This is a genomic window from Sinorhizobium terangae (genome assembly GCF_009601505.1).
Taxonomy (GTDB): Bacteria; Pseudomonadota; Alphaproteobacteria; order Rhizobiales; family Rhizobiaceae; genus Sinorhizobium; species Sinorhizobium terangae.
The window spans coordinates 166097-176884 of the sequence record NZ_WITC01000057.1 but is presented as its reverse complement, the minus strand read 5'-3'; the positions used below and the strand labels follow the sequence as shown (position 1 = coordinate 176884).

General features: G+C 62.4%; 11 protein-coding genes. 3 read left to right on the top strand and 8 right to left on the bottom strand.

The annotated features are described in order from the left end of the window. The first annotated feature begins 76 nt into the window (after positions 1 to 76). Together GHK62_RS14795 and GHK62_RS14790 are read left to right on the top strand one after the other, a co-directional pair. Positions 77 to 448 (top strand): DUF2384 domain-containing protein, encoded by a 372-nt coding sequence (locus tag GHK62_RS14795; RefSeq protein ID WP_153439907.1) that lies wholly within the window; start codon positions 77 to 79, stop codon positions 446 to 448. Positions 449 to 525: 77 nt separating this feature from the next. After that, positions 526 to 1017, top strand: coding sequence for an RES family NAD+ phosphorylase (locus tag GHK62_RS14790; RefSeq protein ID WP_153440044.1), 492 nt, complete (start codon positions 526 to 528; stop codon positions 1015 to 1017). A 37-nt stretch (positions 1018 to 1054) separates the two neighbouring features. Here the strand turns inward: GHK62_RS14790 and GHK62_RS14785 are convergent, their stop codons facing one another. The 7 genes from GHK62_RS14785 to GHK62_RS14755 form a co-directional block, all read right to left on the bottom strand. Continuing rightward, a complete protein-coding gene (locus tag GHK62_RS14785) occupies positions 1055 to 1576 on the bottom strand; it encodes an L-2-amino-thiazoline-4-carboxylic acid hydrolase (RefSeq protein WP_153439906.1) in 522 nt (173 codons plus the stop codon). Between the two features lie 39 nt (positions 1577 to 1615). Then, positions 1616 to 2983 carry an FAD-binding oxidoreductase gene (locus tag GHK62_RS14780; RefSeq protein ID WP_153439905.1) on the bottom strand — a complete coding sequence of 456 codons (1368 nt, stop codon included), beginning with the start codon at positions 2981 to 2983 and terminating at the stop codon, positions 1616 to 1618. Beyond that, positions 2983 to 4092 carry a sulfate/molybdate ABC transporter ATP-binding protein gene (locus GHK62_RS14775; protein ID WP_153439904.1) on the bottom strand — a complete coding sequence of 370 codons (1110 nt, stop codon included), beginning with the start codon at positions 4090 to 4092 and terminating at the stop codon, positions 2983 to 2985. Before GHK62_RS14775 ends, GHK62_RS14780 begins: the two co-directional genes overlap by 1 nt. A 15-nt stretch (positions 4093 to 4107) precedes the next feature. Next, complete coding sequence (gene cysW, locus GHK62_RS14770; protein ID WP_153439903.1) at positions 4108 to 4995, bottom strand: sulfate ABC transporter permease subunit CysW; 888 nt, start codon at positions 4993 to 4995, stop codon at positions 4108 to 4110. After that, positions 4985 to 5842, bottom strand: coding sequence for a sulfate ABC transporter permease subunit CysT (cysT, locus tag GHK62_RS14765; protein ID WP_153439902.1), 858 nt, complete (start codon positions 5840 to 5842; stop codon positions 4985 to 4987). Before cysT ends, cysW begins: the two co-directional genes overlap by 11 nt. A 6-nt stretch (positions 5843 to 5848) precedes the next feature. Next, positions 5849 to 6874, bottom strand: coding sequence for a sulfate ABC transporter substrate-binding protein (locus tag GHK62_RS14760; RefSeq protein WP_153439901.1), 1026 nt, complete (start codon positions 6872 to 6874; stop codon positions 5849 to 5851). Between the two features lie 238 nt (positions 6875 to 7112). Beyond that, positions 7113 to 8036, bottom strand: a complete 924-nt coding sequence (locus GHK62_RS14755; RefSeq protein ID WP_153439900.1) for a sugar kinase — start codon at positions 8034 to 8036, stop codon at positions 7113 to 7115. 264 nt (positions 8037 to 8300) lie between these two features. Here GHK62_RS14755 and GHK62_RS14750 point away from each other — a divergent pair, with 264 nt between their 5' ends. Further along, the gene (locus tag GHK62_RS14750; RefSeq protein WP_153439899.1) at positions 8301 to 9617 is read left to right on the top strand and encodes a hemolysin family protein; all 1317 of its coding nucleotides are present in this window, start codon (positions 8301 to 8303) and stop codon (positions 9615 to 9617) included. 31 nt (positions 9618 to 9648) lie between these two features. Here the strand turns inward: GHK62_RS14750 and GHK62_RS14745 are convergent, their stop codons facing one another. Beyond that, the gene (locus GHK62_RS14745; protein ID WP_153439898.1) at positions 9649 to 10707 is read right to left on the bottom strand and encodes a D-TA family PLP-dependent enzyme; all 1059 of its coding nucleotides are present in this window, start codon (positions 10705 to 10707) and stop codon (positions 9649 to 9651) included. Between the last annotated feature and the right edge of the window lie 81 nt (positions 10708 to 10788).

Here is a 10788-nt window from a genome sequence, read left to right as displayed (position 1 = left end):
TAAGCTTGCGCTTGAAATGACCGCGGATTGAGCATACTTTATCCCTGTGCTGATCAAAACAGGATCGAGTTTTGCCATGGTCGCCCTCAACCTGGACATTCCCGCCGCCCGCTTCGGGGAGGATCACTCCCCGTTCCTGTCGGCACGCCTTGTCGCCGACCGTCTGGGCATAACGCTCGCCGAACTCGCCAAGCTGATTGGCGTCGCGCGGAACACGCTGACAGCCAAGAGCGGCGCCCGCAAGGTCGATAGCGCCCTGAGCAAGGTCGTCCGCATCCTCGCCATGGCGTCCGAAATGGCGGGCGACGAGGCCCGCGCCGTCATCTGGTTCAAGCATCAGCCGATCCCCGGCTGGGCCGGAAGGACGGCGTTCGATCTCGTCGGTGAAGGCAAGGCCGACAAGGTGCTCGCTTATCTGGAAGCTGTTCGCGCCGGCGTCTACGCCTAGAGCCGGATGAGGAAAGTGTGAGCGGTTTTCCGTCCGCATCCCGCTCCAACTTAGAGCAGCCGCCGCCTGCCGGGCCGATGCCGCTCTGGCGCGCCTTCGTGCCGCGCTGGGCTCATGTCCCGCTTTCCGGCGAGGGTGCGGCGCGCTTCGGCGGCCGATGGAATCCGGTCGGCATGCCGACCATCTACGCCGCGCGCGAACTTTCGACCGCCTGGGCCGAATACAATCAGGGTTTCGTGCAGCATCCGGCGCTGATCGTACGGCTCGAGCTTTACGATGCGCGGCTGGCCGATCTCACGGACGCCCATGTTCTTGAGGAGCTTGGCCTGACGGATGCCATCCACCGATGCGAATGGCGGGACGACCTCGACAAAGGCGCAGTGCCGCAGACCCACAAGCTGCAGACCCATCTCCTGGCCCGCGAATTTCACGGCGTGATCTACCCGTCTTTCATGTCGCCCGGCGGTACCTGCGTCGCGCTCTGGCGCTGGAACGGCGCGGGTGCGCCACGCCTTGAGGTCATCGATCCAGAAGGCAGGCTGCCGAAATCGCCAGCCTCCTGGCTTTAGACGGATTAGCCACCCGCATCCCGCGTCCGCGCAACGCTTACTTGGAGGACGGATCGGCGGTCTTGTTCAGGCGATATTTGAAGTCGCAATGGGATGCGCCCTGCATCACCGTCTGCGTCCGCTCGAGCGTGATGCGCCGGTCATAGCCGGTGCAGAATACGCCGTCGCGGTTGCAGGACAAAAGATGCCCGATATGTCCCAGACCCATTTCCCGATAGGTCTCGGCATAACGACAGCGCAGCACATTGTAATGGAACTCCTCGTCCGTCGCCTTGACGACCTCGATCGTCAGCGCGTCGTCCTGAGTCCAGAGATCCTGCAATTCCTGAAACGTCCGCAGGCTGGTTCCGCCGGGCGTTTTTGCGGCAAAGGCCTTTCCGGCGTCGATGGCAGCGCGCGTGATCGCGGTATCGATAATGGATTGGGCGAGTTCCTCACCGATCTTCTCCCGCATGACCTCATAGATCGGCGCGATGATCCCCGCCTCGATCTTGCGTCTGGCAAGAATGCCGAGCTCTCCGTTCATTGCCGATCTTGAGTTGCTTTGTTTGTCGGTCATGTGCAGGTCCTTTCACTGGTGCTGGCGCCGCCTCTTGCGTTAGCGAAGCACCTTGCCGGGATTGAGGATGCCGTTCGGGTCGAGGGCATTCTTGATCCGGCGCATGACGTCCAGTTCGGCCGGGCTGCGGGACTGATCGAGGAAGTCGCGCTTCAGCGTGCCGATGCCGTGTTCCGCGGAAATGGATCCGTGATACGCGGCGACAAGCGGGTAGACAACGGCATCGACCTGATGCGCGGTTTCTTGATCCGCGTCCGGAACGGAAAAGGCGATATGGAGATTGCTGTCGCCGACATGGCCGAAGAAGGAGACATGTGCCGATGGAAACCGGGCGGAAAGCACCTTGCCGCATTCCTCGGCGAAGCGGCCGATATCGCCGATCGGCAAGCTGACATCGAGATTGACGAGGGAAGGCAGCAACCTGTCCATGGCATGGCCTTCGCGCACGCGCCAGAAGCTCTGGGCCTCCTTCTCCGACTGGGCGATCAGCGCATCGCTGATCAACCCCTCTTCAAGGGCCTGTCCCAGGAAGGCCTCGAACTGCTCGCGCTCGCCGTCCTGCCCGTGGATGTCCTGCTCGATGATCGCGGCGAAAGCTGGAGCGGTTTCGAAGAATTGTCGTCCTTCCGCCTCGCAATTGAAGCGGAAATAGCTTTCCCACATCGCCTCGAATGCGGAGAGACCGGAAAGCGCCCGCTGAGCGCGTTTCAGGAAGGCGACGACGTCCGCGTAGCTGTCGAGCGCGCAGAGTGCCGTCAGCCGCCCGGCCGGCAAGGGGCGCAGGCGCAGCACGGCGCGGGTGATGATGCCGAGCGTGCCCTCCGACCCGACGAAGAATTGCCTGAGGTCGTAGCCGGTATTGTTCTTGATCATCTTGTTGAGCGAGGAGACCACCGTGCCGTCGGCGAGCACGACCTCGAGGCCCAGGACATTGTCGCGCGCAACACCGTTGCGGATGACACGGATGCCGCCGGCATTGGTGGCGAGATTGCCGCCGATCTGGCACGAGCCGCGCGCGCCGAGATCGATCGGCAGCAGGAAGCCCGCGTCCTCGGCCGCGCGTTGCGCGACTTCAAGCGGTGTTCCGGCAAGCACCGTCATCGTCGCGGCCGCCGTATCGATCTCCTTAATACCGGAAAGCCGCTCCATCGAAATGACGATGTCGCCGCAGTCGGGGTTTGCGCCGCCGGCGAGCCCTGTCATGCCACCCTGCGGCACCACGCTTTGACGATGCGTGTTGCATATACTGAGCGCGGTCGCGACGTCGGCCGTGCTCGCCGGGCGAACCACGGCGCTTGGGAGGTTTCGCCCGGTAAGGCTCGCGTCGCTGCGATGGCGTTCGGTGATCCGGTCGCCGATCAGCACGGCATCGCCGAGGGTTCGGATGAGCTCTTCGATGACGGACATTACGTGCCGGTGCGCGCCAGCTCGGCGGTCTGTGTCGCGACGGTCCTTTGAACCTCAGGCAGCTTCTCCTCCTTGCGGAAGAGCTTCCACTTCGTCGGCCGGAAGGCGACGCGGGTGTGGTCGGTGGAAGTCGCGCGTTCCGGCGGCAGTTCGATTTCCACCGAGGGCTGCGTCCGCCCAAGGTCTAGCTCGAGATGGCGCGTTCCGGCCACGCGGCGGCTGCCCGTCACGAGACCAGCCAGACAGCCGCCGCAGCCATCGATGAGCTCGACGTCATGCGGGCGGAAGTAGAGCGTCGCCTCTCCGTCCGGTTCGTCGGCGGCGCGCAGGCCGATCGGCCGGTCCTCGAACCAGATTTCACCGTTCGCAAGCGTTACGTTGAGGCTGTTCGACTGGCCAATGAATCCGTAGACGAAGGGCGAGACTGGACGATCATAGATTTCGTCCGGCGTACCGACCTGCTCGATCGCGCCCTTGCTCATGACGACGATACGGTCGGCGAGTTCGAGGGCCTCCTCCTGGTCGTGCGTGACGAAGATCGTGGTGTGACCGGTTCGATCGTGGATTTCCCTGAGCCAGCGTCTGAGTTCCTTACGTACCTGCGCGTCGAGCGCTCCGAAGGGCTCATCGAGCAGCAGCACGTTAGGCTCGACCGCCATGGCGCGCGCGAGCGCCACGCGCTGGCGCTGGCCGCCGGAAAGCTGGGCCGGATAGCGCCGTTCGAGACCGGAGAGCTGTACCAGATCGAGAAGATCAAGGGCCCGGCGGCGGATTTCGGCCGCTGGCGGCCGCCTGTTGGCCGGCCGTACCTTGAGCCCGAAGGAGACGTTGTCGAGCACCGTCATGTGCCGGAAAAGGGCGTAGTGCTGGAAGACGAAGCCGATGTTTCGTTGCTGCACCGTTTTCTTCGACGCATCCTCGTCGCCGAAGAAGATCATGCCCTCGGTCGGGCTCTCGAGCCCGGCGACGAGGCGCAGCAACGTGGTCTTTCCCGAGCCGGACGGGCCAAGCAAGGCGATCAGTTCGCCGGACCGGATATCGAGCGAGACGTCGTCGAGCGCCGGGAAGCGGCCGAATTCCTTGCGTATTTTCTGGACGCGGACTTCCATGGATGTCTGGACCTTTCAATGCCTGCGGCTGGCAGCGATCTCGTCGCTGTATCGAAGTTCAAGTGCCGTCTTCAAGACGAGCGTTACCAGCGCCAGGAGCGCAAGGAGTGCCGCCACTGCAAAGGCGGCGACGAAATTGTACTCATTATAGAGGATTTCCACTTGCAACGGCATGGTGTTCGTTTGGCCGCGAATATGCCCGGACACGACCGAGACCGCACCGAACTCTCCCATGGCGCGGGCGTTGCAGAGAAGCACGCCGTAAAGCAGGCCCCATTTGATGTTGGGCAGCGTCACATGCCAGAAGGTTTGCCAGCCCGTGGCGCCAAGCGACAATGCCGCTTCCTCGTCGCTGGTGCCCTGTTCCTGCATCAGCGGGATCAGTTCGCGCGCGACGAAGGGGAAGGTGACGAAGACTGTTGCGAGCACCAGCCCGGGCACGGCAAAGAGGATCTGGATGCCATACCTCTGCAGGATAGGGCCGAACAGACTGTGCGACCCGAAGAGCAGCACGAAGACAAGGCCCGAAATCACCGGCGACACCGAGAAGGGCAGGTCGATCAACGTCGTCAGGAACGCCTTGCCCTTGAACTCGAACTTGGCGATCGCCCAAGCGGCCGCCACCCCGAAGACGAGATTGAGCGGCACGGCGATCGCAGCGACCAGCAGCGTCAACCGGATGGCGGAAAACGTCTCCGCATCACGTAGCGCCGAGACGAACTCTGCCGGTCCCTTGCGGAACGCCTCGATAAACACCGTGGCAAGCGGCAGCAGCAGGAACAGCGCCACGAAACCGAGTGCAACCACGATCAGGATCGTACGTGCGAGCCGGGTCTCCGAGGTTGCTGACTTGACCAGTGTTGACGGCGCCGTAATCGACGCGGAACCGACATCATGCGCCATAGCCGTATCTCCGTCTGCTCCAGGACTGGATCGTGTTGATGACCAGCAGCATGATGAACGAAAGGGCCAGCATCACCGCGGCGATCGCGGTTGCCGCCGGGTAGTTGAACTCTTCCAGGCGAATGATGATCAGGAGCGGTGCGATCTCCGAAACGTAAGGCAGGTTGCCGGCGATGAATATGACGGAGCCGTATTCGCCGACGCCACGCGCGAAGGCGAGCGCGAAGCCCGTCAGCCCGGCCGGAAGAAGGCCCGGGAGCAGGACGCGGCTGATGGTCTGATAGCGGCTGGCGCCAAGCGTTGCGGCTGCTTCCTCCACCTCCTTGTCGATTTCCTCCATGATCGGCTGAACCGTTCTGACGACGAAGGGCAGGCCGACGAAGACGAGGGCCACGACAATGCCGGCAGGCGTGAAGGCGATCTTGATGCCAAGGGGTTCGAGAAGCGAACCGATCCAGCCGTTCGGCGCATAGAGCGCCGTCAGCGCAATGCCGGCAACCGCGGTCGGCAGCGCGAACGGCAGATCGACCATGGCGTCGATGACGCGCTTTCCGGGAAATTGGTAGCGCACGAGCACCCAGGCAAGCACGACACCGAAAACGAGATTGATGACGGCGGCCACGAAGGCCGTACCGAAGCTGATCGTCAAGGCATTGACGGTGCGCTCGTCAGAGGCGAGCGCGAAGAATTTCGACCAGCCGAGGCCGCTCGAGCGCCAGATGAGGCCGGAAAGCGGAATGAGTACGATGAGGGTGAGCCATGTCAGGGTGACGCCGAGCGCCAATCCGAAACCCGGAATGACGCTCGGCTGCCGAAACTGCCATCGCCTGCTGCTGCGAAAGGCCATGAAATATTATTGTCCCGGCTTGTAGATCTGGTCGAAAATTCCGCCGTCGGCGAAGAATTTCGGCTGAGCTTCCTTCCAACCGCCGAATTCGTCAATAGTGACCAGCTTCACATCGGCGAAGCGCGCCGTGTCCTTGGGGTCGGCCAGCTCCGGCTTGAAGGGCCGGTAGTAGTGCTTGGCTGCCAGTTTCTGGCCAACGTCGCTGTAGAGATAGTTCAGATAGGCTTCCGCCACCTTCCGCGTGCCCTTGCTGTCGACATTGCCGTCCACAAGTGCGACCGGCGGCTCGGCCTTGATCGAGATCGATGGCGTTACGATCTCGAAATTGTCAGGCCCGAGTTCCTCCAGCGAGAGATAGGCTTCGTTTTCCCAGGCGAGCAACACGTCGCCGAGGCCCCGCTGGACGAAGGTCGTCGTCGCGCCGCGTGCGCCGGTGTCGAGGACCGGCACGTGCTTGAACAACTGCGCGACGTACTCCTGGGCCTTGCCATCGTCGCCGCCATTGGCAGCTCGTGCCCAGGCCCAGGCTGCAAGGAAGTTCCAGCGCGCACCACCCGAGGTCTTCGGGTTGGGGGTGATCACCTGGATATCTTCCTTGACGAGATCGCCCCAATCCTTGATGCCCTTGGGATTGCCCTTGCGAACGAGGAAAACGATGGTCGAGGTGTAGGGAGAGCTGTTGTTTTCGAAGCGGGTCTTCCAGTCGGCCGGAATTTTTCCGCTCTCCTTGGCGATCGCGTCGATATCGGCTTCAAGCGCCAGCGTAACGACGTCCGCCTCGAGGCCGTCGATCACGGACCGAGCCTGCTTGCCAGAGCCGCCGTGGGAGGTCTGGATCGTCACCGTCTCGCCGGTATCGGCCTGCCATTTTTCGGCGAACGCCGCATTGAATTCCTTGTAGAGCTCCCGCGTGGGATCATAGGACACGTTCAGGATCGTTGTGTCCGCTTGAGCGAGGCCAACGGAGCCAAGCTGCAGACTGCCGACCACAAGCGCTAGTTTTACTATTCCGGTAAGTCTATTCGAGCCCATATTGCCCTCCATCCTTTACCAAATAAAACTATCAATTTAATCGACTATCTCAACGCAAACTTATGACGCTCTGTCCCCCTTTCGTGAAATGTCCTGTCGTCAATCGGGTCTTTGCGGAAATTCTTTTCTCGCTTGGTTCTCCTGCGGTTGGGCGCGGCCGCAAAATAGCACAGCATATTAGGAAGGTGCCATATATCCAAAGCCGCCGGATTCGCCTCCGCCGCCAGGCTATCGCAGATCAGGCAGCGTCTGGTTGCGGTAGATGGTCCGTTCCGATGAGGGCGCCGGGCTGCTCGATGACGCGTGCAGCGACCTTTGCGGCGAAGGCCGCGGCGTCGCGACAGGGCTGTCCCCTGAGGTGCATAGCCAAAAACGCCCCGTTGAAGCTGTCGCCGGCGCTGGTCGTGTCCCTGACAGGGTTTGCAGGATGGGCAGGAACATGCGTTACCGGGCCGGCGCTCATGATCCTAATCCCGTTCTCGCCGTCCTTGACCGCGACAAGCTCCGCTCCGAGATCGCGGTAGCGCTTCGCCGTTGCTTCGGGATTGGCGTCCCCAAAATGACTGTGCTCGTCGTCGAAGCTCGGGAAGATCATTGTTGCCACGCGAGCGCCGTCGGAAACCGCAGCACACATCGTCTCGGTGTTTTCCCAAAGCCGTGGCCGCAGATTCGGATCGAACGCGACGGTCTTTCCCAACTCGCGCGCCCGGCGGATCTCCGCAAGCAGGCGGCTCCGATCGCCGGGCGAGAGGATCGCAAGCGTGATGCCGGAGAAATAGACGAGCGCGGCGTCATCGATTGCCGCGCGCAGTCGGTCTCCATCTTCGGCCAGCAGCTTTGCCGCCGATGTGTCCCGCCAGTATTGAAAGCTGCGCTCGCCGTCCTTCAGGTGGATCATGTACATGCCGGGATTGCGCCCCTCGATGCGGCGCACATGATCGCTGGCGATGCCGGCGCCGTTCATGAAGGAGAGCATTTCGTCGGAAAGCCTGTCTGTTCCAAGTGCCGTGAAGTAGCTTACCCGCCAGTCGTTGCCGAGAAAGGCGCGGGCATACCACGCCGTATTGAAGCTATCGCCCGCGAAACCCTTCTTGAGATGGCCGTCGCCGGCCTGTGAAAGTTCGATCATGCATTCGCCGATCGAGAGAAATGTCTTTGGCATCGGGTAGTGTCCCATGAGTGGGGAGGCAGGTATCGGTGATGATAAGGCGCGAAGCGGCCGTCCATGTATCCTAGAAAAGTTCCCGGGTGCAAATCTAGTGTGAAATCGAAAGGGATGCCCGTGCGCGGCCCGGGTGTTTTTGGCCGCGTTCGTCCATCCATCCAAACCCACGACACGCGGATATCTCGTCTGCCTCCGGCGGCAAGAGCGTGATACGCTTGGTGACCTTCAACAGTCCGAGGCGTTACCGCCCGAAGGGAGATCATGTCCGGTTCCGATGGCAGTATTCTCGATTTTCTCGGGGTATTGGCCGTGTTTCTGCTTGTCGGTGCGAACGGCTTCTTCGTCGCTGCCGAGTTTTCGCTCGTTTCCGTCCGCCGCAGCCGCGTGGCTGAACTGGTAGCGCAAAAGCGCATGAATGCGAGCGCGCTCCAGCATGCCGTCGAAAATCTCGATGCCAACCTGGCGGCCACCCAGCTTGGGATCACGATATCGTCCCTGGCACTGGGATGGGTCGGTGAACCGGCGCTCGCCCATCTCGTCGAGCCGTTGCTGACGGTCTTGCCCGCGGCCTGGGCATCAGTCGGATCACACGCCATTTCCGTCGCGGTTTCGTTCGTCATCATCACTGCGCTGCATATCGTGCTCGGCGAACTGGCACCGAAGAGCCTCGCCTTGCAGCGAAGCGAGGGCACGGCGCTCGCCGTCGTCCGCCCGCTCGCGCTGTTTCTCTTCCTGCTGCGCCCCGCGATCCTCGCCCTCAACGGCCTCGGCAATCTCGTGCTTCGATTGATCGGTCTGCGACCAGGTGCCGGCGAGGCATCGCTGCATTCCCCGACGGAGCTGAAGCTCCTTGTCGCCGAAAGCCAGGAGGCCGGACTTCTCGATGCCGCCCAGCAGGAACTGGTGGAGCGGATATTCAGCATCGGCGACCGAAGGATTTCCGACATCATGACGCCGCGGATCGAGGTCGACTGGATCGACGCCGACGACAGCCAGGAAGAGATCCTGAGGACGATCAGGGAATGTCACCACGAGCAGCTCCTGATCGGCCGGGGCAACATCGACTATCCGTTGGGCATGGTGCTCAAGAAGGACCTGCTTGACCAGTTGCTCGATCAGCAACCGCTTGACGTCCTCAGCATTATTCGGGAGCCGTTGATCCTGCATGAGTCGACAGCCGTCTTCCGTGTGCTCGAGAAGTTCAAGAGCGCCCCCGTCCGGTTGGCCGCGATCATTGACGAGTACGGGAGCCTCGAGGGGATTGTCACCCAGACCGACCTGCTGGAGGCGATTGCCGGCGACCTGCCGGACACGGAAGCCGTCGAGCCGGATATCATCGTGCGCGAGGACGGCAGCATGCTGATCGAGGGCATGATGGCCGCTCATGACGCTTTCGAGAGGCTGGGATTCCACGATCGGCCGGAGGGCGACTTCCACACGATCGCCGGCTTTGCGCTTCAGGTGCTCGGCCATCTCCCGCATGTGGGCGAGAGCTTCGATTTCGAGGGCTGGCGCTTCGAAGTCGTCGACATGGACGGCATGCGCATCGACAAGCTTCTCGCGTCGCGAATTGGCTGACAGGCCTCTTGGGCGGGCACGCCGCGAACGCTCAGAGAACGCGGCCGCGCGCGACGATGGGCCAGATCGACTTCACCTCATTGCCTTCGACGATATGCACCGCGTCGACCATGTTGGTCACCACGCAGGCGTGGTTCGGGACGATGCGCAACTTGTCGCCGACCTTCAAGCTGATCGGACCGTCGGAGACGAGCCTGCCGTGCTCTTCCGAAAGCTGGTCGATCCTGATGTCATCGCGCCCGAGAACGTGGCCGTAGCCGGAAAGACCGAGAAGGTCGGAGGTCAGGACCTTGCTGCCGGCGTCGATGATCGCCCTGTTTTCGGCGGGAACCGAGACCACCGTTGCAAGCACCGTCAGCGCGCAATTGTCCCACGTCGCGACACCGCGGGCAACGAGCGAGCGATCGTTGTAGATGTAGGTTCCCGGACGGTGCTCGGTCGCGACCGACGCGCCGGCCGCCTCCATCATGTTCGGTGTGCCGCCGGATGTGACGGTCGGCACGTCGATGCCGTCCGCTTCGATCAGCCGCTTCGCCTCGCTCATGAAGGCTTGAACGCGCTCCGTTCCGCCGACTGGCGGATAGGTCATCAGCCCGCCGAAGTGCAATCCGGGTGCATCGGCTATGCGCCGGGCGAGGCTCGCGGCCTCGGCCGGTGTCGCCACGCCGCAACGATCGGCGCCGGTGTTGCATTCGACAAGCACGGTCAGCGGTTCGTTTTCGCGGGCGAAGCGGGCCGACAGGCCGTCGATTACGGTCGGGTTGTCGGCGACCACGCTGAGGATGACGCGTTTGTTGAGCTCAGCGAGGCGCGCGAGCTTCTCCGCTCCGAGGATGTTGTAGGTGATCAGCACATCTTTGATCTGCGCGCTGCCCTCGACCATCGCCTCCGCCTCGGTGACTTTCTGGCAGGTTATGCCGATCGCTCCGGCCTCAAGCTGCAGTTCGGCCATCTGCGGAAGCTTGTGCGTCTTTATGTGCGGCCGCACCCGAATGCCGTGGCGATTCGCGTAGTCCTGGAACGCGCGAATATTGCGGCGGGCGATCTCGATATCGACCAGCACCGCGGGCGTTTCGATCGGCAGGGTCATACGGCTGGCTTCCTCTCTCAGACAACGGCGGATGGGCGGCGAACTTAGCCGATCCGGCTTGACAAGTTATGACCCAAGGCA

Excerpts from the sequence above, each read along its gene's own strand:
- cysT (WP_153439902.1), bottom strand. The coding sequence starts at position 5,842 with ATGGCCTTTCGCAGCAGCAGGCGATGGCAGTTTCGGCAGCCGAGCGTC.
- cysW (WP_153439903.1), bottom strand. The coding sequence starts at position 4,995 with ATGGCGCATGATGTCGGTTCCGCGTCGATTACGGCGCCGTCAACACTG.
- GHK62_RS14745 (WP_153439898.1), bottom strand. The coding sequence starts at position 10,707 with ATGACCCTGCCGATCGAAACGCCCGCGGTGCTGGTCGATATCGAGATC.
- GHK62_RS14750 (WP_153439899.1), top strand. The coding sequence starts at position 8,301 with ATGTCCGGTTCCGATGGCAGTATTCTCGATTTTCTCGGGGTATTGGCC.
- GHK62_RS14775 (WP_153439904.1), bottom strand. The coding sequence starts at position 4,092 with ATGGAAGTCCGCGTCCAGAAAATACGCAAGGAATTCGGCCGCTTCCCG.
- GHK62_RS14785 (WP_153439906.1), bottom strand. The coding sequence starts at position 1,576 with ATGACCGACAAACAAAGCAACTCAAGATCGGCAATGAACGGAGAGCTC.
- GHK62_RS14795 (WP_153439907.1), top strand. The coding sequence starts at position 77 with ATGGTCGCCCTCAACCTGGACATTCCCGCCGCCCGCTTCGGGGAGGAT.
- GHK62_RS14780 (WP_153439905.1), bottom strand. The coding sequence starts at position 2,983 with ATGTCCGTCATCGAAGAGCTCATCCGAACCCTCGGCGATGCCGTGCTG.
- GHK62_RS14755 (WP_153439900.1), bottom strand. The coding sequence starts at position 8,036 with ATGCCAAAGACATTTCTCTCGATCGGCGAATGCATGATCGAACTTTCA.
- GHK62_RS14790 (WP_153440044.1), top strand. The coding sequence starts at position 526 with ATGCCGCTCTGGCGCGCCTTCGTGCCGCGCTGGGCTCATGTCCCGCTT.
- GHK62_RS14760 (WP_153439901.1), bottom strand. The coding sequence starts at position 6,874 with ATGGGCTCGAATAGACTTACCGGAATAGTAAAACTAGCGCTTGTGGTC.